The sequence below is a fragment of the Streptomyces sp. NPDC005803 genome (assembly GCF_040630435.1).
GTDB lineage: Bacteria > Actinomycetota > Actinomycetes > Streptomycetales > Streptomycetaceae > Streptomyces.
On record NZ_JBEXXO010000005.1, the window covers coordinates 275,880 to 298,543 of the forward strand.

General features: G+C 70.5%; 19 protein-coding genes and 2 tRNA genes. 9 read left to right on the plus strand and 12 right to left on the minus strand.

Annotated elements, in window-relative coordinates; all coding sequences use genetic code 11:
• Positions 1–29: 29 nt before the first annotated feature.
• The 4 genes from ABZ454_RS10125 to ABZ454_RS10140 form a co-directional block, all read right to left on the minus strand.
• The gene (locus ABZ454_RS10125; RefSeq protein WP_356323499.1) at positions 30–713 is read right to left on the minus strand and encodes an ATP-dependent Clp protease proteolytic subunit; all 684 of its coding nucleotides are present in this window, start codon (positions 711–713) and stop codon (positions 30–32) included.
• 79 nt (positions 714–792) lie between these two features.
• A complete protein-coding gene (locus ABZ454_RS10130; RefSeq protein WP_018551584.1) occupies positions 793–1,398 on the minus strand; it encodes an ATP-dependent Clp protease proteolytic subunit in 606 nt (201 codons plus the stop codon).
• A 265-nt stretch (positions 1,399–1,663) separates the two neighbouring features.
• Positions 1,664–3,046, minus strand: coding sequence for a trigger factor (tig, locus tag ABZ454_RS10135; RefSeq protein ID WP_359537017.1), 1,383 nt, complete (start codon positions 3,044–3,046; stop codon positions 1,664–1,666).
• Between the two features lie 151 nt (positions 3,047–3,197).
• Positions 3,198–3,274 (minus strand) — tRNA-Pro (locus ABZ454_RS10140).
• Between the two features lie 165 nt (positions 3,275–3,439).
• Between ABZ454_RS10140 and ABZ454_RS10145 the strand changes: the two genes are divergently transcribed.
• Positions 3,440–3,513: transfer RNA gene (locus tag ABZ454_RS10145), tRNA-Gly, on the plus strand.
• A gap of 110 nt (positions 3,514–3,623) precedes the next feature.
• On the opposite strand, the gene ABZ454_RS10150 is transcribed toward ABZ454_RS10145, so the two are convergent.
• Positions 3,624–3,818 carry a hypothetical protein gene (locus tag ABZ454_RS10150; RefSeq protein ID WP_136325240.1) on the minus strand — a complete coding sequence of 65 codons (195 nt, stop codon included), beginning with the start codon at positions 3,816–3,818 and terminating at the stop codon, positions 3,624–3,626.
• A gap of 514 nt (positions 3,819–4,332) precedes the next feature.
• On the opposite strand from ABZ454_RS10150, the gene ABZ454_RS10155 reads away from it, so the two are divergent.
• A complete protein-coding gene (locus tag ABZ454_RS10155) occupies positions 4,333–5,526 on the plus strand; it encodes an acyltransferase family protein (RefSeq protein WP_359537020.1) in 1,194 nt (397 codons plus the stop codon).
• Between the two features lie 76 nt (positions 5,527–5,602).
• Here the strand turns inward: ABZ454_RS10155 and ABZ454_RS10160 are convergent, their stop codons facing one another.
• Positions 5,603–6,088 carry an HD domain-containing protein gene (locus ABZ454_RS10160; RefSeq protein ID WP_359537022.1) on the minus strand — a complete coding sequence of 162 codons (486 nt, stop codon included), beginning with the start codon at positions 6,086–6,088 and terminating at the stop codon, positions 5,603–5,605.
• Between the two features lie 175 nt (positions 6,089–6,263).
• Here ABZ454_RS10160 and ABZ454_RS10165 point away from each other — a divergent pair, with 175 nt between their 5' ends.
• A complete protein-coding gene (locus ABZ454_RS10165; RefSeq protein ID WP_359537023.1) occupies positions 6,264–7,427 on the plus strand; it encodes a cation:proton antiporter in 1,164 nt (387 codons plus the stop codon).
• A gap of 57 nt (positions 7,428–7,484) precedes the next feature.
• Here ABZ454_RS10165 and ABZ454_RS10170 read toward each other — a convergent pair whose 3' ends face one another.
• Positions 7,485–8,630, minus strand: coding sequence for a PP2C family protein-serine/threonine phosphatase (locus ABZ454_RS10170; protein WP_356322467.1), 1,146 nt, complete (start codon positions 8,628–8,630; stop codon positions 7,485–7,487).
• 105 nt (positions 8,631–8,735) lie between these two features.
• Here ABZ454_RS10170 and ABZ454_RS10175 point away from each other — a divergent pair, with 105 nt between their 5' ends.
• The gene (locus tag ABZ454_RS10175) at positions 8,736–9,968 is read left to right on the plus strand and encodes a GNAT family N-acetyltransferase (RefSeq protein WP_356322466.1); all 1,233 of its coding nucleotides are present in this window, start codon (positions 8,736–8,738) and stop codon (positions 9,966–9,968) included.
• A gap of 61 nt (positions 9,969–10,029) precedes the next feature.
• Here ABZ454_RS10175 and ABZ454_RS10180 read toward each other — a convergent pair whose 3' ends face one another.
• Together ABZ454_RS10180 and ABZ454_RS10185 are read right to left on the minus strand one after the other, a co-directional pair.
• The gene (locus ABZ454_RS10180; protein WP_356322465.1) at positions 10,030–10,839 is read right to left on the minus strand and encodes a DNA-formamidopyrimidine glycosylase family protein; all 810 of its coding nucleotides are present in this window, start codon (positions 10,837–10,839) and stop codon (positions 10,030–10,032) included.
• A 67-nt stretch (positions 10,840–10,906) separates the two neighbouring features.
• Positions 10,907–11,395: a ribose-5-phosphate isomerase gene (locus tag ABZ454_RS10185; protein ID WP_148018694.1), complete on the minus strand. Its 489-nt coding sequence runs from the start codon at positions 11,393–11,395 to the stop codon at positions 10,907–10,909.
• Positions 11,396–11,626: 231 nt separating this feature from the next.
• On the opposite strand from ABZ454_RS10185, the gene ABZ454_RS10190 reads away from it, so the two are divergent.
• Positions 11,627–13,087: an amino acid permease gene (locus ABZ454_RS10190; protein ID WP_359537025.1), complete on the plus strand. Its 1,461-nt coding sequence runs from the start codon at positions 11,627–11,629 to the stop codon at positions 13,085–13,087.
• A gap of 345 nt (positions 13,088–13,432) precedes the next feature.
• Here the strand turns inward: ABZ454_RS10190 and ABZ454_RS10195 are convergent, their stop codons facing one another.
• A complete protein-coding gene (locus ABZ454_RS10195; protein ID WP_356322463.1) occupies positions 13,433–14,029 on the minus strand; it encodes a biotin transporter BioY in 597 nt (198 codons plus the stop codon).
• 390 nt (positions 14,030–14,419) lie between these two features.
• Here ABZ454_RS10195 and ABZ454_RS10200 point away from each other — a divergent pair, with 390 nt between their 5' ends.
• The 3 genes from ABZ454_RS10200 to ABZ454_RS10210 all read left to right on the plus strand — a co-directional run bounded on the left by ABZ454_RS10200 (position 14,420) and on the right by ABZ454_RS10210 (position 17,878).
• A complete protein-coding gene (locus ABZ454_RS10200; protein WP_359537028.1) occupies positions 14,420–15,844 on the plus strand; it encodes an amino acid permease in 1,425 nt (474 codons plus the stop codon).
• Positions 15,845–16,032: 188 nt separating this feature from the next.
• Positions 16,033–16,674, plus strand: a complete 642-nt coding sequence (locus ABZ454_RS10205; protein ID WP_359537030.1) for a superoxide dismutase — start codon at positions 16,033–16,035, stop codon at positions 16,672–16,674.
• A 238-nt stretch (positions 16,675–16,912) separates the two neighbouring features.
• On the plus strand, positions 16,913–17,878 hold the full coding sequence (locus ABZ454_RS10210) for an aldo/keto reductase (RefSeq protein ID WP_359537140.1): 966 nt from the start codon (positions 16,913–16,915) through the stop codon (positions 17,876–17,878).
• Between the two features lie 102 nt (positions 17,879–17,980).
• Here the strand turns inward: ABZ454_RS10210 and ABZ454_RS10215 are convergent, their stop codons facing one another.
• Together ABZ454_RS10215 and ABZ454_RS10220 are read right to left on the minus strand one after the other, a co-directional pair.
• On the minus strand, positions 17,981–18,862 hold the full coding sequence (locus ABZ454_RS10215) for a DUF4232 domain-containing protein (protein ID WP_359537032.1): 882 nt from the start codon (positions 18,860–18,862) through the stop codon (positions 17,981–17,983).
• 204 nt (positions 18,863–19,066) lie between these two features.
• Entirely contained in the window at positions 19,067–19,717 is a 651-nt protein-coding gene (locus ABZ454_RS10220; protein ID WP_359537034.1) for a DsbA family protein, read from the minus strand.
• Between the two features lie 134 nt (positions 19,718–19,851).
• Here ABZ454_RS10220 and pepN point away from each other — a divergent pair, with 134 nt between their 5' ends.
• On the plus strand, positions 19,852–22,449 hold the full coding sequence (gene pepN / locus ABZ454_RS10225; RefSeq protein WP_359537035.1) for an aminopeptidase N: 2,598 nt from the start codon (positions 19,852–19,854) through the stop codon (positions 22,447–22,449).
• The last annotated feature ends 215 nt before the right edge of the window (positions 22,450–22,664 follow it).

Genomic DNA, 22,664 nt, shown 5'->3' on the forward strand with positions numbered 1-22,664 from the left:
CCTGCCGTACCAAGGGGTAAAGGCCGACGTCAGGCGGCCGCTCCGGCCGCGCTCTTGCGGGTCGAGACGATCTGGTCGACCAGACCGTAGGCGAGGGCGTCCTCGGCGGTCAGGATCTTGTCGCGCTCGATGTCGTCACGGATCTTGTCGATCGGCGTGGTGGAGTGCTTGGCCAGCATCTCCTCCAGCTGGGTCCGCATCCGCAGGATCTCGTTGGCCGCGATCTCCAGGTCGGAGAGCTGCTCGCGGCCGGTCTGCGAGGACGGCTGGTGGATCAGGACGCGGGCGTTGGGCAGCGCCATGCGCTTGCCCGGCGTGCCTGCGGCGAGCAGCACCGCGGCGGCGGAGGCCGCCTGGCCCATGCAGACCGTCTGGATGTCCGGCTTCACGAACTGCATCGTGTCGTAGATCGCGGTGAGCGCGGTGAACGAGCCGCCGGGGCTGTTGATGTAGATGGAGATGTCCCGGTCCGGGTCCATCGACTCCAGGCACAGCAGCTGCGCCATGACGTCGTTGGCGGACGCGTCGTCGATCTGCACGCCGAGGAAGATCACGCGCTCCTCGAAGAGCTTCGCGTACGGGTCGTACTCACGCACGCCCTGCGAGGTGCGCTCCACGAAGCGCGGGACGATGTAGCGGTTGTCCACCTGCGGGCCGGTGTAGAGGCCGCTCGCGGAGGCGCCGGAGAAGTTGTTCATGTGGGTGTTCACCATCCTGGTGGCGTTCTGTGGGCTGGGTGTCTCGGCGTACGAGAGATGCGGTGCGGTACGACGCGATCCGGTGGGAACCGGATCAGGCGCCGGTGCCGCCGCCGCCCGGAACGCCCGATGCGATCGTGATGATCTCGTCGATGAGGCCGTAGTCCTTGGCCTCCTCCGCGGTGTACCAGCGGTCGCGGTCGCCGTCGCGGATGATCGTCTCCACGGTCTGGCCGGAGTGGCGGGCGGTGATCTCCGCCATCCGCTGCTTGGTGCGCAGCAGGTACTGGGCCTGGATCTTGATGTCCGAGGCCGTACCGCCGATGCCGGCCGAACCCTGGTGCATGAGGATGTCGGTGTTCGGGAGCGCGAAGCGCTTGCCGGCGGTTCCGCCGGTGAGCAGGAACTGGCCCATGGAGGCCGCCATGCCCATACCGATGGTGACCACGTCGTTCGGGATGTACTGCATGGTGTCGTAGACCGCCATGCCTGCCGTCACCGAGCCACCGGGGCTGTTGATGTAGAGGTAGATGTCCTTGTCCGGCTCGGCGGCAAGGAGAAGCAGCTGTGCGGTGATCTTGTTGGCGATGTCATCGTCGACCTGCTGACCGAGGAAGATGATGCGTTCGCCGAGCAGTCGGCTGTAGACCTGGTCACCGAGGCCTCCACCGAGGGACGGCTCTCCGGCGGCGTAGGGCATCAGATTCGTCACGTATCCACCTGCTCGTCTCTGACGGCTCCGGCCGTCTCAGCGTCTTCGTACCGGGTGGGCCGGGACTCCCCGACCCTTCCTCTTCATGGACCCTAACGCGCAGGTGGGACAACGCCATCCCGCTTCCGCAACTGTTCGCTGGGAGCGCAAGCTCCGCAGTCCGCACAAGGGTTGTGGGGGGCGTCCGCCGATACGACGACGGGCTCCGGACGCGGTGGCGTCCGGAGCCCGTCGTACGGGTTCAGCGCGAGGCTCAGGCCTCGTTCTTCTCCTCGGCGGCGTCGGTGGCGGCCTCGGCGGTCTCGACCGCGTCGGTGGCCTCCTCCTCGTCCTCCAGCTCGACGACCTCACCGTTGGTGTCGACGACCTTGGCGGCCTCGACGACCACGGCCAGCGCCTTGCCGCGGGCGACCTCGCCGACGAGCATCGGCACCTGGCCGCCTTCGACGACGGCCTGGGCGAACTGGTCCGGGCTCATGCCGGAGGAAGCGGCGCGCCGCATGAGGTGCTCGGTGAGCTCCTCCTGGTTGACGTTCAGCTTCTCCTTGTTGACGAGCTCGTCAAGGATGAACTGGGTCTTGATGCCCTTGACGGCCTGCTCGGACGTCTCGGCCTCGAACTCCTCGAGGGTCTTGCCCTGGATCTCCAGGTACTTCTCGAGGTCGAGACCCATCTGGCCGAGCTGGTGGTGCTCCAGGTTGTGCTTGCGGGTCTGGACCTCGTCCGCGAGCAGCTTCTCCGGGATCGGGACCTCGGCGAGCTTCAGCAGCTCCTCCAGGACGCGCTCCTGGGCCTGGGTGGCCTGCTCGTACTGCTTGGTGTCCTCCAGGCGCTTACGGCTGTCCGCCTTCAGCTCCTCCAGCGTGTCGAACTCGCTGGCCATCTGGGCGAACTCGTCGTCCAGCTCGGGGAGCTCGCGGGCGGCGACGGCGGTGACCTTGACGGTGACCTCGGCGTCCTTGCCCTCGGCGGAGCCGCCCTTCAGCTGGGAGGTGAAGGTGGCCTCGCCACCCGCCTCCAGGCCGGTGACGGCGTCGTCGATGCCTTCGAGGAGCTCGCCGGAACCGATGGTGTACGAGACACCCTCGGCCACGCCGTCCTCGAGGACCTCGCCCTCGACCTTGGCCTGCAGGTCGATCGTCACGACGTCGCCCTCGGCGGCGGCGCGCTCGACCGGGTTGGTCGAGGCGAAGCGCTCGCGGAGCTGCTCCACGGCCTTCTCGACGTCCTCGTCGCTGACCTCGAGCGCGTCGACGGTGACCTCGATGCCGGAGTAGTCCGGGATCTCGATCTCGGGGCGTACGTCCACCTCGGCGGTGAAGGACAGCAGCTCGCCGTCCTTCAGCTCCGTGATGTCGACCTCCGGCTGCCCGAGGACGTTGAGCTCACCCTCGTTGACGGCCTCGGTGTAGAACTTCGGGAGCGCGTCGTTGACGGCCTCCTCCAGCACTGCGCCACGGCCGAACCGCTGGTCGATGACCCGGTTGGGGATCTTGCCCTTGCGGAACCCCTTCACCGTGACCTGCTGGTTGATCTTCTTGTACGCCGCGTCGAGGCTGTCCTTGAGCTCCTCGAAGGGCACCTCGATGCTGAGCCGAACCCGGGTCGGGTTCAGGGTCTCCACGGCGCTCTTCACGGTTCGGTCTCCTTGGTGGCTGACTTCTTGGGGTTCTGCTCCACCGCACAGGAGGCGGCTTCGCGGACCGAGCCCGGTACATCAGACACACGGGCACGCATTTTGCATAGTAACGGCAAGGGGGAGAACTCCCACAATGCGATCTTGCCGGTGGTCGGGGTGGCCGGATTCGAACCGACGACCTTCCGCTCCCAAAGCGGACGCGCTACCAAGCTGCGCCACACCCCGTCGGTGCGACACGTAGGGTACATGCCGACAGGCGGTGCGGCGGACGCTTTACGCGGGTCTCGCCGGCCTCGGCGCCGCGCGCCGCAATCGGGTGTGCGGGCAGCACCCGCGACCCGCTACGATGCTTCTCGTGCCGCGGTCGTCGTGACCTGCGGTGCGCTGCATGCGGGCGTAGCTCAATGGTAGAGCCCTAGTCTTCCAAACTAGCTACGCGGGTTCGATTCCCGTCGCCCGCTCCATGCTTCGGGCCCGGCCCGGCGGATCCCCTCGGGGATGTCGCCGGACCGGGCCCTTCGCGTTTCCCGGGCGCGTCCTCCGGGGCGGCGCCGCCGCCCCGGGGCCGGAGGCCTCAGAAGCTGATCTGGTTGATGGTCTCCGCTATCGAGTTCATGAACCTGTTGATCGACGGCGCCATGCCGGTCGATGCCAGGAAGAAGCCGAAGAGCACCGCGACGATCGCGGGTCCGGCCTTGATGGAGCCACCTCGGATCAGGACCACCAGGATGATCGCCAAAAGAAGCACCACGGACAGTGAAATGGCCACGACTGCTCACACCCTCGGTCGGTCCGCCTTGCCGGCCCGGAGGCGTGCGGCCGCGCACTCCTCCGTTGCGCCCATCGTGCCACCAACTCCCCTGTGGTCGCTGCCAGGTGACGAATCGACCTGTCGATATCACGCCATCTTGCGCCCCCTGCGCCCCCTGCGCGCCGGTCAGCCGGCCGAGCCGGGCCGGACGCCCGGGCGCAAGGGGCGTACGGGCACCGGGGCGCAGGGGCGGGGCCGTCGACCGATGAGCCGGGAGTGAAAAGCCTGTTTTCACCGAGGTAATTGCGACGGTGATCGTTTCGGTATCCACACGGTTTATTCACAGGCATTGCCGACACCCGCGCGGGCCGTAATGCGCCGCCCTCAACTACCTGCCGATATGCACCCTTTAAGGCGGATTAACGCGGGCATACCGGACAGATTTTGATGGTTTGGCATTTGATCGGACGGGCACACGCAATATGCGGCGGCGGTTTTACGCAGGGCAATTGATACGTCTAGGGTGCCTGAGATGTTGCACGCTCCGAACGCATTTCAGAGGGCCACGCTCCCGCCGGCGACCCGGGAGTCGGAGCCCAGACACCAAGCAGCGGTGACCACCGACGACGGGCTCGCTCCGGCCAGTGGGCCCGCGCGGACGGTCGCCGCGAAGGGGCGTGACGCCTACTTCGACAACGCCAAGTACCTGGCCATCGTGCTGGTCGCGGTGGCTCATTCATGGGTGCCGGTCATGGAGGGGAGCAGGGCCGCCCGTGCGCTGTACATGGTGACGTACACCTTCCACATGCCGGCCTTCATCATCATCTCCGGCTATTTCTCACGCTCGTTCGACATGAGCCCGGCCAAGGTGAAGCGCCTGGTCACCGGTGTCGTCGTTCCGTACCTCGTCTTCGAGACGGCGTTCACGCTGTTCCGGCGGTACGCGGGCGGCGCGCCCGACACCGCGTTCAGCCTGACCGAACCCTGGTACGTCACCTGGTTCCTGATCGCCCTGTTCGTCTGGCGGCTCACCACACCCCTGTGGCGCAGCCTGCGCCACCCGCTGGCGGTCTCCCTCGTCATCGCCGCCCTCGCCTCGGTCACGCCCGGCATCGGCGGCGATCTCGACCTGCCGCGCGTACTGAACTTCCTGCCGTTCTTCGTGCTCGGCCTCCAGCTCAAACCGGAGCACTTCCAGTTGGTCCGCCGCCGCGAGGTGCGACTGCTGGCCCTGCCGCTGTTCGCCGGCGCCTTGGCCCTCGCCTACTGGGCGGCGCCCCGGATGAAACTGGGCTGGTTCCTGCGCAACGACGCCGCCCAGGACATGGGCGCCCCCTGGTGGTCGGGCGTGGTGATGACGCTCGTCCTGTTCGGCTGCGCGACGCTGCTCACCGCCGGCTTCCTGGCCTGGGTCCCCCGGCGCCGCACGTGGTTCACGGTGCTCGGAGCCGGGTCGATCTGCGGCTACCTGCTCCACGGGTTCATGGTGAAGGGCGCCGAATTCTCCGGCGTCCTCGACCACGCGTGGCTGATCTCGCCGACCGGACTGGTCCTGGTCACCGTCGTCGCGTCGGCGGGGGTGACGCTGATGTGCACGCCTCCGGTCCAACGCGCCCTGCGGTGCGTGACCGAACCGGACATGAACTGGGCCTTCCGGCGGGACTCCGCGAAGCTCTCAGAGCGGGACACCGCGAAGCTCTCAGAGCGGGACTCCGCGAAGCTCTGAGAGCGGGACACCGACCGCCGCGCACCGGACACCTCGTGGTCCGGCCCGAGAACGGGCCGGACCACGAGGTGTTGGCTCAATCCCGCTGTTCCATGGGCGGTTGCGGCGCGGTGAGCCCGAGCAGCCCTCGTACCAGCGCATACTTCTCGGTCAGCCGGGTACGGGTCGCCGGGTCCAGCACCGCCAGTCGGGCCGGGTCGGCGTTGTGCGCGAGGTCGGCCTCCTTGACCAGCAGGGCGCCGGGCGTGGCCAGGATGCGCCGGGCGTACGCCGGCAGATCCTCTCCGTCCCGTTTGGTGACGGCGAGGACCATGTCCTTCACCTGCGGCGGCAGCGCCGCCCCGGCCAGCCACCCCTCCGGCAGGGCGTCGTCCTCGACCGCGTCGTGCAGCCAGGCCGCGGCGATCTGTTCGTCGCTGCCGCCCCGGACCCGCACCCCTTCGGCGACGGCCGCGAGGTGCTCGGCGTACGGCCTGCCCGCCTTGTCGCGCTGCGCGGCATGGGCCTCGCGGGCGATGGCCTCGATTTCGGCCAGGGTCAGCTGTGCGGGCGATGCGGTCATGAGCCGAGCTTACGAGGACCCCCTCCCCGCCGTCCGGCCCCTTCCTCGCACGGCCGCGGGAGCGGCCACAGTTGCGACGTCAATCGTTCGGTAAACTAATTACTGACGATTTCTTGACGCTCTCTTGACCCGACGAAGGATCAGGCTCATCGGACACGCAGACACGCTCATCGCCATGGGCGGCGCCTTCCTCGCCGCCGCAGTCCTCGCCCGCATCGGCAGCCGCATCGGGCTGCCCACCATCCCGCTGTTCATCCTGGCCGGCATCCTGCTCGGCCCGCACACCCCCGGCATCGTCCTCGTCGCCGATCCGCACGACCTCGAGATGCTCTCCGCGCTCGGTCTGGTGCTGCTGCTCTTCTACCTCGGCCTGGAATTCCACCTCGACGACCTGAAAGCGGGCGGCCGCAAGATGGCCCTCGCGGGCGGGACCTACCTCGCCCTCAACGTCGGCGCCGGGCTCGGCTTCGGCTTCGCACTGGGCTGGGGCACGTCGGAGGCACTGGTCCTCGCCGGAGTGCTCGGCATCTCGTCCTCGGCCATCGTGACCAAGGTCCTGGTGGACCTCGGCCGCATCGGCAATCCGGAGACCAAGCCGATCCTCGGCATCATCGTCGTCGAGGACGTGTTCCTCGCCCTGTACCTGGCGGCCCTCCAGCCGATCCTCTCGGGCGCCGACAGCCTCGCGTCGGCCGCGGCCGACGGCGGCAAGGCCTTCGGGTTCCTGCTGCTCCTCGCGCTGGCCGCCCGGTTCGGCACCAAGGTCATCGGCAAGCTCATCGGCACCCGGGACGACGAACTCCTCGTCATCTCCTTCCTCGGCGCCGCCGTCCTGGTGGCCGGCGTCTCGGAGTGGTTCGGGGTCGCGGACGCGATCGGCGCCTTCATGGTGGGGCTGATGCTCGGCAGCACCACCTCGGGTGAGCGCATCCTCAAGCTGGTCCACCCGCTGCGCGACGCCTTCGGCGCGATCTTCTTCTTCGCGTTCGGCCTCTCCATCGACCCCGGCGATCTGCCGGCCGTGCTCTGGCCGGTCCTGGCCGCCGTGGCGGTGACCCTCGCCATGAACGTCGTCGCGGGGCTCGCCGCCGCCAAGGTGTACGCGTTCGGCCCGCAGGCCACGGCGAACATCTCCACGACGCTGGTGGCGCGCGGCGAATTCGCCCTGATCCTCGCCACGATGGCGGCGGGCGCGGGGCTGGACGAACGGCTCTCCCCGTTCATCGCGGGCTACGTACTCGTCCTCGCGGTCCTGGCCCCCCTGGCCGCCGGGCGCTCGCACTGGCTGGCCCGCCTGCTGCCCGGCGGGCGAGAGGTGAGTGCGCTCCCGATCCGGTGAGGGTCCGTCCCGCGTTGACGGACGTCCGGTTCGAACCGGTTGCGTACGGTTCCGGATTCAGGAGCGGCGTGACAGCAGGAGCAGCGCCCGGTCGTCGTTGACGTCCTTGGCGCAGGCCTCGATGAGGTGCCACGCAGCGCCCTCGAAGCCCGTGGTGACATAGCGGTCGGCCTCGCCCGTCAGCCGGTCGATGCCTTCCGCGATGTCACGGTCGGAGGCTTCCACCAGGCCGTCGGTGAACAGCATCAGGACGTCGCCGGGGGCCAGGTGGCCCTTCACGGCGTCGAACTCCGCCCCGTCGTACACCCCGAGCAGCGGCCCCTCCGCCGCCTTCTCCTCCCACTGGCCGCTGCCGGCGTGGAGCTGGAGGGCCGGTGGATGGCCCGCCGAGAGGAGTTCGTAGTCGCCCGACTCGAGGTCCAGCACCAGGTGGATCGAGGTGGCGAAGCCCTCGTCCCAGTCCTGGCGCAGCAGATAGCCGTTGGCGGCGGGCAGGAAGCCGTGCGGCGGCAGCGATCCGAGGAGCCCGCCGAAGGCGCCGGACAGCAGCAGCGCGCGGGAGCCGGCGTCCATGCCCTTGCCGGAGACGTCGGTGAGCACGGCTTCCAGGGTGCGGCCGCCGTTGGTCCGGGCCGCGACGACGAAGTCCCCGGAGAAGGACTGCCCGCCGGCCGGCCGGAGTGACATCTCGCGGTGCCATCCCTGCGGGAGGCGGGGCAGCGCGCTCTGGACCCGGATGCGTTCGCGCAGGTCGAAGAGCATCGTGCCGCCGCGCCGCCAGGGCACGCCGACCCTGGCGCGGAACTGGGCGAGGATCAGGCCCAGGAATCCGCAGGCGGCGACCGTCAGCACGGTGCCGGGGGTGACCCGGGCCGGCCCGTCCTCGTACGGACCGAGCCAGAGGGACTCCACGATCAGCGCCGCGGCGGCGGTCGCGTACAGGCCGAGCAGGCTGGCGGGCCGCAGCAGCAGGCCGCCGGCGACGATCGGCAGGACGAGCACGGTCGGCGAGCACCACACCGGGTTCAGCAGGGTGCCGCAGGTGATCGCCGGAACGGTCAGCAGCAGGGCGGCCAGGGCGATCCAGTCCGATCCGTCGCCGCGGAAGTAGTCGACCCCGGACCTGCGCAGGGTGGTGCGTACCCGGTGCGCCGATTTCTTCAATCGGGCCGGATATGTCTCTGCTCCTGCGCGTCGGGCCATTGCGGGGACCTTATCCACCCGGCGGGCTCCGGTGCAGGGTGACCCCTGTGACCATGCGTTCTAAAACGGCTCGCCCGTTTGCCGTACCGCTGGTAGGCATGGCGTATGACTACAGAGCTCCGCGTCCTGCGGCCGTCCGAATGGAACGAGTGGTTCACGTGTCTGGAGCTCGCGTTCGGCGGGGTGCAGGAGTCTCCGGAGCAACGTGAGCTGGACCAGGCGCTCACCGAGCCCGCGCGTTCCCTCGGGATCTGGGACGGCGACGACGTGGTCGCGACGGCGGGGGCGTTCAGCTTCCGGGTGGCCGTGCCCGGCGGAGCACTGGTGCCGGCGGCCGGGATCACGATGGTGAGCGTCGCGTCCACGCACCGCAGGCGCGGGCTGCTGACCTCGATGATGCGCCGCCAGCTCGACGACGTGCGGGCGCTGGGCGAGCCGATCGCCGTGCTCACGGCGTCGGAGCCCGCGATCTACGGCCGGTTCGGGTACGGGGCGGCGACCCGGCAGATGTCCCTGACGATCGACACGGACCGGGTGCGGCTGAGTGTCCCGCCGGGCACCGACGAGGTCCGCCTGCGGCACGCGCGGCAGGACGAGGCGGTCGCGGCGTGCGAGAGCGTGTACGCGCGCCTGGTGCCGGGCCGGCCCGGGACCCCGGCCCACGGACCCGGCTGGGAGCGCAAGGCGCTGGTCGATCCGGTGAGTGCGCGCCAGGGCGGCTCGGCACTGCAGTGCGTGCTGGCCGAGCGCGACGGCGAGCTGGTCGGCTATACGAACTACCACCTCAGGCCGGAGTGGGAGAAGGCGGGCCCCAAGGGCCGGGTCGTGGTGGCCGATCTGGCGGCACTCGATCCGGCGGCGTACGCGGCGCTGTGGCGGTATCTGTTCGAGATCGATCTGATGTCGACGGTCGAGGCGCGGAACCGGCCGGCGGACGACGCGGTGCTGCATCTGGTGTCGGACGTGCGGCGGTGCGACATCCGGCTGCGGGACTCGCTCCACGTACGGCTGGTGGACGTGGGCGCCGCGCTCGAGGCGCGGACCTACCGGGGGCCGCTGGACCTGGTGTTCGAGGTCGAGGACGCGTTCTGCCCGTGGAACGAGGGGCGTTGGCGGCTGACCGTCGACGCGAAGGGCGGCGCGTCGTGCAAGCGCACGGCGGACGCCGCGGATCTGTCGCTGTCCGTACGGGAGCTGGGCTCCGCCTACCTGGGCGGCGAGGCGCTGGGGGCGATGGCCCTGGCCGGGCGGGTACGGGAGCTGCGGACGGGTGCGGTCGCCGAGGCGTCGTCGGCGTTCCTGTCCGACGTGGCGCCGTGGCTGCCGCGGGGGTTCTAGCGGGTCCGGCCCATGAGTGCGGCGCCGCAGGCTTGGGCCGGACGGCCCCGGCTGCCGCGCGTCAGGCCGACTGGCAGCCCGGGCACCAGAACAGGTTCCGGGCGGCCAGATCCGCCGTGCGGATCTCCGTACCGCAGATGTGGCAGGACTGGCGGGCGCGCCGGTAGACGTACACCTCGCCGCCGTGGTCGTCCACGCGCGGCGGGCGGCCCATCGCCTCGGGCAGGTGCTCGGGGCGCACGGTGTCGATGCGGTTGTTCCGTACGCCCTCGCGCATCAGCGCGCCCAGGTCCGTCCAGATCGCGTCCCACTCGCGGCGGGTGAGGTCCCGGCCGGCCCGGTACGGGTCGATGCCGTGCCGGAACAGCACCTCGGCCCGGTAGACGTTGCCCACGCCGGCGACGACCTTCTGGTCCATCAGCAGGGCGGCCACGCTGATCCGGCTGCGGGAGATCCGCTGCCAGGCCCGCTCCCCGTCGTCGCCGGGGCGCAGCGGGTCGGGGCCCAGCCGGTCGTGTATCGCGTGCTTCTCGGCGTCGGTGATCAGTGCGCAGGTGGTGGGTCCGCGCAGATCCGCGTGGTGCTCGTCGTTCAGGAGGCGCAGCCGGACCGTGTCGGTGGGCGGCGGGGCCGGGACCGTACCGAAGCCGAGCTTGCCGAACAGGCCGAGGTGGATGTGGACCCAGAGGGTGTCCTGGAAGCCGAGGAAGAGGTGCTTGCCGTGGGCGTCCGCCCCGTCCAGCACCCGGCCGTCGAGCAGGGCGGCGCTGTCGGAGAACTTGCCCTGCGGGCTGCTCACCCGCACGGGCCGTCCGGCGAAGCGGTCCCGGTGGTCGTCCGCGAGGCGGTGGATCGTGTGTCCCTCGGGCACGGCTGCGGTTTCTCCTCGACGACATGGCTGTGCCGCCGGGGGCGCCGGCGGCACGGGGTGGGGGCGGTCAGCCCTGCTGCGGGTGGTGGGCCGGGATCGGGGGGAGCTCGCCGGTGTTCTCGTACGCCGTGAGCATCTCGATGCGGCGGGTGTGCCGCTCCTCGCCGGAGTACGGGGTCGAGAGGAAGATCTCGACGAACTTGGTGGACTCCTCGGCCGTGTGCATGCGGCCGCCGATGGAGATCACGTTGGCGTTGTTGTGCTCGCGGCCCAGCGCGGCGGTCTGCTCGCTCCAGGCGAGCGCGGCGCGGACGCCCTTGACCTTGTTCGCGGCCATCTGCTCGCCGTTGCCGGAGCCGCCGATCACGATGCCGAGGCTGTCCGGGTCCGCGGCCGTCTTCTCGGCGGCACGCAGGCAGAACGGCGGGTAGTCGTCCTGGGCGTCGTAGATGTGGGGACCGCAGTCGACGACTTCGTGGCCCTGTGCCTTGAGCCACTCGACGAGGTGGTTCTTGAGTTCGTAACCGGCATGGTCGGATCCGAGGTACACGCGCATGGGAGGAGTGTGGCACGAGCGACGCCGGGTAACCGACGACGGGGTGCGGTGTGCCCCCGATGTGCGGGCCCTGTGTGGGCGATGCCACTCAGGCAACGATCCGGTCAAAGATGCGGAGGAATGGGTTCCGCTTTTGGGCTTCACCGGGCTTCAATGCATCGCTCGCCGTTCCGCCACCGCGGGGCGGAGGGCCACGCAACCGAGTGATCCGAAAACGTAAGGATTCGATCCATGACGTCGCAGACGACTCTGGCAGGGCCGGGCCACCAGCCCGACGGGCCGGACCGTTCGGGCCGGACGGAGCCCCAGGACGGGCTCCAGGCCGGTCTCAAGAACCGTCACCTCTCGATGATCGCGATCGGCGGTGTGATCGGCGCGGGCCTGTTCGTGGGCTCCGGAGCCGGCATCGCCGCCGCCGGACCGGCGATCCTGCTGTCGTACGCGCTGGTCGGCCTGATGGTCGTCTTCGTGATGCGGATGCTCGGCGAGATGGCCGCCGCCAGGCCGGCCTCGGGCTCCTTCTCCGCCTACGCCGACCAGGCGCTGGGCCGCTGGGCCGGCTTCTCGATCGGCTGGCTGTACTGGTTCTTCTGGGTCGTGGTGCTCGCCGTCGAGGCCACGGCGGGTGCCAAGATCCTGGAGACCTGGGTGCCGGGCGTCCCGCAGTGGGGCTGGGCCCTGATCGTGATGCTGGTGCTGACGGCGACGAACCTGGTCTCCGTCGGTTCGTACGGCGAGTTCGAATTCTGGTTCGCCGGGATCAAGGTGGTCGCGATCGGCGCGTTCGTGATCATCGGCCTGCTGGCCGTGTTCGGCGTGCTGCCCGGATCGGACCACGCCGGCTCCGGCCTGGCCCACCTCACCGACACCGGCGGGTTCTTCCCCAAGGGACCGGGAGCGATCCTCACCGGGGTGCTGATGGTCGTCTTCTCCTTCATGGGCAGCGAGATCGTGACCCTGGCCGCCGGCGAGTCGGAGAACCCGCAGCGCGCCGTCCAGAAGGCCACCAACAGCGTGATCTGGCGGATCGCCGTCTTCTACCTGGGTTCGATCTTCGTCGTGCTGACGCTGCTGCCGTGGAACGACCCCTCGATCCTCGACAAGGGCAGCTACGTCGCGGCGCTCGACGTCATCGGCATCCCGCACGCCGGCCAGGTGATGGACGTCATCGTGCTGACGGCGGTGCTCTCCTGCCTCAACTCCGGCCTCTACACGGCCTCCCGGATGGCGTTCTCGCTGGGCGGCCGCGGTGACGCCCCCAAGGCCTTCGCCCGGACCAACAAGCGGGGGGTGCCGCAGGCGGCGATCCTCTCCTCGGTCGTCTTCGGCTTCGTCGCGGTCTTCTTCAACTACCAGTGGCCCGACACCGTCTTCGCCTTCCTGCTGAACTCCTCCGGCGCGGTCGCCCTCTTCGTCTGGCTGGTCATCTGCTTCACCCAGCTGCGGATGCGCGGCATCATCCTGCGCGAGCAGCCGGAGAAGCTGGTCGTACGGATGTGGCTCTTCCCGTACCTGACCTGGGCGACCATCGCGATGATCTCGTTCGTGCTGGTCTACATGCTCACCGACGACGCCGGACGCGAGCAGGTGCTGCTCTCGCTGCTGGTCGCGGCCGTCGTGGTGGGTGTCTCACTGGTCCGTGAGGCGCGCAGGCGCCGCAGCGGTGAACCGGCCGCGCCCAGCCGGACGTGATCATCCCTGCCTGACGGCCGATGTCAGGCAGACCCCGGAGGCTCTCCGTCGTCAGCGCATCGCGCGGACGGCTGGAGAGCCTCCGCCATGACCGCCGATGTGAGGCAGATCCTGGAGGCTCTCCGTCCTCTGCGCATCGCGCGGGCGACTGGAGAGCCTCCGCCATGACCGCCGCCCCGTCGGTCACCGACCCGGCTGTCCGGGGGCCGGTCGCCGAACCGTTCCTTCGGTGGCGGGGACCGCACCGAGGGCTTCCACGGCGCGGGGACGCGCGAGAGGCCCGCCGGTCTGTGTCGCGGAACGACCCGGCGAGCCTCTTCGGAGGTGCTTACGGAAGCGGTGGCGTCAGCCGCGGCGGCCGATGAGCTTCCAGGACGCGGGCAGCGCGCCCATGGCCAGCGCCGCCTTCAGCGCGTCGCCGAGCAGGAACGGCGTGAGACCGGCCGCGATCGCGGCGCTCGCCGACATGCCGGTGGACAGCGCCAGGTAGGGCACGCCGACCGCGTAGATGATCGCGGAGCCGAGCACCATCGTGCCGGCGGTGCGCAGCACGGAGCGGTCGCCGCCGCGCCGGGCGAGGCCGCCGACGACGGTGGCGGCGAGCAGCATGCCGAGCACGTAGCCGAAGGAGGCGCCGCCCGCGCCCGAGCTGCCGGCGGAGAACCAGGGCATGCCCGCCATGCCGATGAGCGCGTACACGGCGAGGGAGAGGAAGCCGCGGCGCGCGCCGAGCGCGGTGCCGACCAGGAGCGCGGCGAAGGTCTGGCCGGTGACCGGGACCGGGGAGCCGGGGACCGGGACGGCGATCTGGGCCGCTATGCCGGTCAGCGCGGCGCCGCCGAGTACCAGGGCGGTGTCCACGGCGTAGCGGTGCCGGACGGCGGGCAGCAGGTCGGCGAGGACCGCTCCGGTGCGGACGGGGGCGGCGGCAGCAGTGCTCATCGGGACTCCGCGGGGTGAGGGCAGGTGGGGACAGACTGAGGCTGACGTTAGCCGACGGAGCCCGGCGCGATCACCATCAGCGGCCCACAAAGCGGCGGTTGAGGGATTGGTGGGGTTCACACAAAAGGCGGCACGCAATCATGCGGAGACGTGATGCTCGTCACGGAGGTGAGGGCGGATGCCGACCGTGTCCGCCGGCAAGGCTTCCAGGGGCCGGACTGTGAATTCCCTCTAAAGCGCGGGCTCATGGCGACGACCTGCCCCTCGGGGCCGGGTGTACACGGTGTGTGAGACCGGTGCCCGTATAGCGGACAGCTGTTCCCCGTGAACGGAGCGCGTGTTCAGACTGGGTACCCGTCCCCCGTCTCACCGACCGAACAGAGCTCGTCCATGTCCCGGACCTCCGCGCCTCCCCCCACAGGCTCCCCGGCCGCCGCCTCCGACGCCGGGAGCGACTCGGCCCTCACCCACGGACTGAAACAGCGCCACCTGTCGATGATCGCCCTCGGCGGTGTCATCGGCGCCGGACTCTTCGTCGGCTCCGGCGCGGGGATCGCCGCCGCGGGACCGTCGATCGTGATCGCCTACGCGGTCTCCGGGCTGCTGGTCATGCTCGTGATGCGCATGCTCGGCGAGATGTCGGCGGCCAACCCGGCCTCCGGTTCGTTCTCCGTCCACGCCGAGCGGGCGATCGGGCCGTGGGCGGGCTTCACGGCGGGCTGGGCGTTCTGGGTGCTGCTCTGCGTCGCCGTCGGCCTGGAGGGCATCGGCGCCGCGCAGATCGTCGGCGGCTGGCTGCCCGGGACCCCGGAGTGGGCCTGGGTGGCGCTGTTCATGGTGGTGTTCCTGGGGACGAACCTGGCCTCGGTGACGAAGTTCGGCGAGTTCGAGTTCTGGTTCGCCGCGCTCAAGGTCGCCGCGATCACGCTGTTCCTCGTGCTGGGCGTGCTGGCGATCCTCGGCGTCCTCCCCGGCACGGACGCCCCCGGCACGGCCAACCTCAGCGGCGAGGGCGGCTTCCTGCCGAACGGCTCCGAGGGGCTGCTCATCGGGCTGCTCGCCTCCGTCTTCGCGTACGGCGGTCTGGAGACCGTCACCATCGCCGCGGCGGAGTCCGAGAACCCGGTGCGGGGTGTCGCGAAGGCCGTGCGGACGGCGATGTGGCGGATCGCGCTGTTCTACGTGGGCTCGATGGCGGTCATCGTCACGCTGGTTCCGTGGGACGACGCGAAGGTGGTGGAGGTGGGCCCGTTCTACGCGGCCCTGGACCACCTCGGCATCAGCGGCGCGGCGGAGATCATGAACGTGGTCATCCTGGTGGCCCTGCTCTCGGCGATGAACGCGAACATCTACGGCGCCTCGCGGATGGCCTGCTCGCTGGTGGCCCGCGGTCAGGGCCCGAAGCGGCTCGGCAAGGTCACCTCGGGCGTGCCGCGCACGGCGGTCCTGGTCTCGTCGGTGTTCGGCTTCCTGTGCGTGCTGCTGAGCTACTGGCGCCCGGACGACGTGTTCCCCTGGCTGCTCAACATGATCGGTGCGGTGATCCTGGTCGTCTGGATCTTCATCGCGGTCTCCCAGCTGATCCTGCGCGCCCGGCTGGAGCGCGAGGCGCCCGAGAAGCTGGTGGTGCGGATGTGGCTCTTCCCGGGCCTGACGGTGGTGGCGCTCCTCGCCATGGCGGGCATCTTCGTCCTGATGCTCCGCCAGCCCGGCACGCGTGACCAGCTGCTGGCCACGGGCGCGCTGACGGTGGTCCTGATCGTGATCGGTGTCGTTCGGCAACGGCGTTCCGCGACGGCGGCGACAAGCGAGTAACCCCCTCCGCGGGAAACGCCGGGCGGGCCGGATCACTCCGGCCCGCCCGGCGTTTTCGTGTGCCGGAACGGGCGCGACTCCGTGGTCCTACGCCGAAGGGCTGACCCTCCCTCAGCCGTTCCTGCTGTTAGCCTGCTCTTGCACATAGGTTGCAATAACAACAGCGCAGCAGCTGGAGGGTTCGAACCATGGCCACGTACACGCTTCCGGAACTCCCGTACGACTACGCGGCGCTCGAACCGGTCATCAGTCCGCAGATCATCGAGCTCCACCACGACAAGCACCACGCCGCGTACGTGAAGGGTGCGAACGACACCCTGGAGCAGCTGGAGGAGGCACGCGACAAGGAGGCCTGGGGGGCGGTCAACGGGCTCCAGAAGAACCTCGCGTTCCACCTGTCCGGCCACATCCTGCACTCGATCTACTGGCACAACATGACCGGTGACGGCGGGGGCGAGCCCCTTGCCGCGGACGGTGTCGGCGACCTCGCGGACGCGATCACCGACTCGTTCGGCTCCTTCGCCGGCTTCAAGTCCCAGCTGACGAAGGCCGCGGCCACCACGCAGGGTTCCGGCTGGGGCGTCCTCGCGTACGAGCCGGTCAGCGGCAAGCTGATCGTCGAGCAGGTCTACGACCACCAGGGCAACGTGGGCCAGGGCTCGGTCCCGGTCCTCGTCTTCGACGCCTGGGAGCACGCCTTCTACCTCCAGTACAAGAACCAGAAGGTCGACTTCATCGAGGCGATGTGGCGCGTCGTCAACTGGCAGGACGTGGCGAAGCGGTACGCGGCCGCCAGGGAGCGCGCGGACGTCCTGCTGCTCGCGCCCTGACCCGGCGCACCGGAGACGTCCTGCCTCGTGATCGTCTTCTCCACCTTCACCGGGCAGGCGGATGAGGGAGGGGCCCCCGCGAGGACGTGACTCGCGGGGGCCCCTTCGCCGTGCCGCCGGGGGCCCGCACGCCGAAATCCACCTGCCCGGCGAGGCCCGGCCCGCCTATCGTCGGTCCGATGTCCGGCCGGGGGCAGCGGCTCCGGCGGGTACCGGATTCACGACGTGGAGGATGACTGTGCGCTATCGCGACCTGGGACGCAGCGGGCTTTCGGTGTCGGAGATCGGCTACGGCGCGTGGGGTATCGGTGAGTCCAGCTGGGTGGGCGCGACGGAGGACGCATCCGTGCGGGCACTCCACCGGGCCGTCGACCTCGGCGTGAACTTCATCGACACGGCCCGGGGGTACGGCGAGAGCGAACGCATCGTGGGCCAGGTGGTGCGCGAACGGGCCGGTGACGAGGTGCTCGTCGCGACCAAGGTGCCGCCCAGGAACGGGGTGTGGCCCCCGGCGGACGGCACGGACCCGTCGGAGGCGTTCCCCGGCGCGTACATCCGTTCCAGCCTGGAGACCAGTCTGCGCGCGTCCGGGCTGGACCACTTCGACGTGTTCCAGTTCCACGTCTGGAGCGACGAGTGGGTGGGGCGCGGGGACTGGCTGGAGACGGTCGCCGACCTCAAGAGCGAGGGCAAGATCCGGTCGTTCGGCGTCTCCGTCAACGACCACCGCCCCGAGAGCGCGCTCGCGCTGGTGCGCAGCGGCGCGGTGGACACGGTGCAGGTCATCTACAACGTGTTCGACCAGACACCGGCCGACGCGCTGCTGCCGGCCTGTCAGGAGCACGGTGTGGGAGTGATCGTCCGGGTCGCGCTGGACGAGGGCGGGCTGACCGGCCGGATCACCGCCGACACGACGTTTCCCGAAGGCGACTGGCGCAACCGCTACTTCCGGGACGACCGCCCGGCCCAGGTCGAGCGGCGGGTGGCGGCGATCGTCGCGGACCTGGGCATCGGGCAGGACGAGATGGCGGAGTACGCGCTGCGCTTCGTCCTGAGCTCGCCGGCGGTCTCCACCGTCATCCCCGGGATGCGCAGTGTGCGCAACGTCGAGCGCAACACCGCGTTGAGCGACGGACGCCCGCTCACCGCCGGTCAGCTCGCCGTGCTGGCCGGACACCGCTGGCCGCGCGACTTCTACGCCTGAGCCGGGAGCCTCGCGACCACCGCGAGCACGCCGGACCGGGAGAGCGCTCCGCCCTGAGCCGCGGGTCGGGCGCCGGGACGGCCGGCCGGCGTCCCCCCGCATTCACCGGGCCGTCGTGTCGTCCTTCGTCCACGGGCCGACGCCGAGCCGGCCCGTGGTCCCGAGGTCGAGTTCCGGGGTGACCGTCACGGGCGCGGCCCCGGCTTTCGCGGTGACCCGGACGTACGGGGCGTTCACCGCCTCACCCGCGCCGGTGGTGTTGCGCCACGCCAGGTTGGCGTACGCGGACTCGCCCGGCCGCAGGGTGACGGGCCGGGGCGTGGCGTCGCCGCCGATGCCGCTGGAGATCGTGTCGGTGCCGTGCAGGATCCGTACCCCGCTCACCGGCTCGCGGTCCTCGTCCAGGAGCTGGAGCCCGGGGTAGCCGTCGACCGCGTAGGCGGCCGGTCCGCAGTTGAGCAGGTGGAGTCCCACCACCCGCAGCCCCATGGCCGCGTCGCCCCGGTCGGCCGTGACCCGGATGCCGGAGGGCGGGCAGGCGCCGGACGCGGCAGCCGCCTCGTCCGCCGGGACGGTCCGCACCTTGATGATCCGCGCACGACTCCCCCGGGCCGCGGCCGGTCCGTCCTCCGTGTCGAGGGCGTGCCGCACGGTCTGACCGGGCCGCACCGACTCGACGGTGCGCGTGGTGGTGTCCATGGCCTCACCGAACCCGTTCATCAGAGTGAACGTGAGGGTGAAGGTGAGCGCTTCCTTCTCGGTGTTGGTGACCTCGAACTCGGTGACCGGGGGCCCCGAGGCGCCGCAGGTGCGGGACAGGAGGGTCACGTTGTCCCAGGTCCGCCCCGCGGGATCGGCGACGGGAGAGGCGGACGCGCACGCGGCGGAGGCCTCCGGCCCGCCGGCCGCCCCCGTCCCGCATCCGGCCAGCAGCGGGGGGCCGGCGAGGGCGGCGCACAGGGCGAGAGAGGTGGCGGTACGCATGCGCCCAGAAGACCAGGGGCCGCCTCCCCCGGCTGTGCTCCAGATCACATATCGCGTCACGGTGGCGTCACAACAGCATCAGACGGGGCCGGGTGTCCGCAGGGCACGGCACCGGGGCGTCCCCCTCGGCCGGCGTGGCCGGACGCGGGCCACGGCTGGGGCGGGTGCGGGGCCGGGCGGTGTCCGGCCCCGCCACCCTTCAAGTCAGTCGAAGATCGGGCCCTGCGTCCGCGTCCGCTTGATCTCGTAGAAGCCGGGGATCGACGCGACCAGCAGCGTGCCGTCCCACAGCTTGGCCGCCTCCTCGCCCTTCGGGGCGGGGGTGACGACCGGGCCGAAGAAGGCGATCTGCTCGCCGTCCGCGCCGGGCACCGCGATGACCGGCGTGCCGACGTCCTGGCCGACCTTGTCGATGCCCTCCTGGTGGGAGGCGCGCAGCTCGGTGTCGTACGCGTCGGAGTCGGCGTACTCCGCGAGTTCGGCGGGCAGGCCCACGTCCTTCAGCGCGCCCACGATCGCCTCGCGGGTCGGACCCTCGCCCTGGTTGTGGAAACGGGTGCCCAGCGCGGTGTACAGCGGGCCGACGATGTCGTCGCCGTGCTTCTGCTGGGCGGCGATCACCACACGGACCGGGCCCCAGGCCTTGTTCTCCAGCATGTCGCGGTACTCGTCGGGCAGCTCGTCCAGCCGGTTCTCGTTGAGCACGGCCAGGCTCATCACGTGCCAGCGGACCTCGACGTCGCGGACCTTCTCCACCTCCAGCATCCAGCGGGAGGTCATCCAGGCCCAGGGGCAGAGCGGGTCGAACCAGAAATCGGCGGGGGTCTTGCCGGTCACCGTGCTGTTGTCAGACATCTCTCTCCTCATGAGGGCCTCTCGCATGCTGTGACCGAGAACACCGGCGGGCACTCCCGCCATTCCCGCATGCCGGGCGGGAAGGCGGCATGGGAGGATCGAATGATTCGAACGTGACACAAAGGAGTGCGCTCGTGCCCGGTGAGAACCTGTCCCGCGACGAGGCCCGAGAGCGGGCCGAGCTGCTGACCGTCGACGGTTACGACGTCGCGCTCGACGTCCGGTCCGCGATCGGTGGGTCCGAGGGGGAGGCCGGGCAGGGTTCCGGTCCGCGGACCTTCCGCTCGGTGACGACGATCCGGTTCCGCTCGGCACGCGCCGGTGCGACGACCTTCGCCGATCTGATCGCCCCGTCCGTGAACGCGGTGACGCTGGACGGCGCGGCCCTGGACCCGGCGTCCGTCTTCGACGGGACGCGGGTGGCGCTGACGGACCTCGCGGAGGGCGAGCACGTCCTGGTCGTGGACGCGCAGTGCGCCTACAGCCGGACCGGTGAGGGCCTGCACCGGTTCGTCGACCCGGAGGACGGCGAGGTCTACCTCTACACCCAGTACGAGCCGGCCGACGCGCGGCGCGTCTTCGCCAACTTCGAGCAGCCCGACCTCAAGGCCCCCTTCCGCTTCCAGGTGACGGCTCCCGAGGAGTGGACGGTCTGGAGCAACGGGGCCGAGGAGTCCCGCGAGGGCGGGGTGTGGCGGTTCGCCGGGACGAAGCCGATCTCGACGTACATCACGGCGGTCGTCGCCGGTCCGTACCACTACGTGACCGACTCCTACCGCCGTACGTTCGACGACGGCACGACGCTGGACATCCCGCTCGGCGCGCTGTGCCGCAAGGGGCTGGCCAAGCACTTCGACGCGGACGACATCTTCCTGATCACCAAGCAGGGCCTGGACTTCTTCCACGACAACTTCGACTACCCGTACCCGTTCGGCAAGTACGACCAGGCCTTCGTGCCCGAGTACAACCTCGGCGCCATGGAGAACCCGGGCTGTGTCACGTTCCGCGAGGAGTACATCTTCCGCGGGAAGGTGACGCGGGCGGCGTACGAGGGCCGGGCCAACGTCATCCTGCACGAGATGGCGCACATGTGGTTCGGCGACCTCGTCACCATGCGGTGGTGGGACGACCTGTGGCTCAAGGAGTCCTTCGCCGACTTCATGGGCGTCTTCGCCATGGTCGGGGCCACCCGGTTCGAGGACGGCTGGATCACCTTCGCCAACAACCGCAAGTCCTGGGCCTACCGCGCCGACCAGCTGCCGTCCACCCACCCGATCACGGCCGACATCCGTGACCTGGAGGACGCCAAGCTGAACTTCGACGGCATCACGTACGCCAAGGGCGCCTCGGTGCTGAAGCAGCTGGTGGCGTACGTGGGCCGGGACGCGTTCCTGGAGGGCGCGCGGCGCTACTTCAAGAAGCACGCGTACGGCAACACCCGGCTGGGCGACCTGCTGTCGGTGCTGGCCGAGACGTCCGGGCGGGACATGACCGCGTGGTCGCGTTCCTGGCTGCAGACCGCCGGCGTGAACTCGCTGACCCCGGTGGCGACCTACGACGCGGCGGACCGGATCACCGAACTCGCGGTCCTCCAGGAGGCGGCCGCGTCGCATCCGGAGCTGCGGCCCCACCGGGTCGCGGTCGGCCTGTACCGGCGCACGCCCGAGGGTGACCTGGTGCGTTATGCCCGGGCCGAGGCGGACGTGGCGGGCCCGCGCACCGTGATCACGGAGCTGGCCGGGGCCGAGCGGCCCGAGCTGATCCTGGTCAACGACGACGACCTGACGTACTGCAAGGTCCGCTTCGACGAGGTGTCGCTGGACACGCTGCGGGCCCACCTCGGGGACATCACGGACCCGCTCGCGCGGGCCTTGTGCTGGTCCGCGCTGTGGAACCTCACCCGGGACGGGCTGATGCCGGCCCGCGACTTCGTCGCGCTGGTGCTGGCGTTCTCCGGCCGGGAGACGGACATCGGTGTGCTCCAGATGCTGCACGCCTGGACCCGGACCGCGCTGGTGCACTACGCCGCGCCCGGGTGGCGCGAGGAGGGCGGCCGGGCACTGGCCGAGGGGGCGCTGCGCGAGCTGCGGCTCGCGGCGCCGGGCAGTGAGCACCAGCTGGCCTGGGCGCGTTTCTTCGCGGCGGTCGCCGCGTCGGACACGGACTTCCAGCTGCTGTCCGGGCTGCTCGACGGCACGGCGCGGATCGACGGGCTCGACGTCGACCAGGAGCTGCGCTGGACGTTCCTGTCGCCGCTGGTCTCGCACGGGGCGGCCGACGAGGCGGCCATCGACGCCGAACTGGCCCGCGACGACACGGCGTCCGGCAAGCGGCACCACGTGCGGTGTCTGGCCTCGCGCCCGTCCGCGGCGGTCAAGGCGCAGGCGTGGGCCGGCGTCGTGGAGTCGGACGCGCTGTCCAACGCGCTGGTGGAGGCCACCATCCTCGGCTTCTCGCAGTCCTCGCAGCGGGAGTTGCTCGCGCCGTACGCGAGCACGTACTTCGAAGCCCTCGAACGGGTGTGGGCCGAGCGGTCGATCCAGATCGGGATGGCCGTGGTGAAGGGCCTGTTCCCGGCCCTTCAGGACGATCCCGCCACCCTGGAGGCGACGGACGCGTGGCTCCGGGCGCACGCGGAGGCGGCGCCGGCGCTGCGGCGGCTGGTGCTGGAGGCGCGGGACGATCTGGCGCGTGGTCTGCGGGCCCAGGAGTGCGACGCCTCCTCGGTCTGACAGCGTTCCGGCCCGTCCGGCGTGAGGTTCTGCGGGGTGCCCGGCACCCGGCATCTCCTCCCCCGCCGGACGGGCCGGGACTGCCGGGGGAGGCGTGCGCACGCGGCGCGCGGGACGGGCGGCGCGCCCCCTCGGGGCGGCTCATAATCCCTGGCGGGTCCACCTTTTTCGGCTGTCGAACGTCCGTACTTCAGGACGGCGTTGTCCTGGAATGT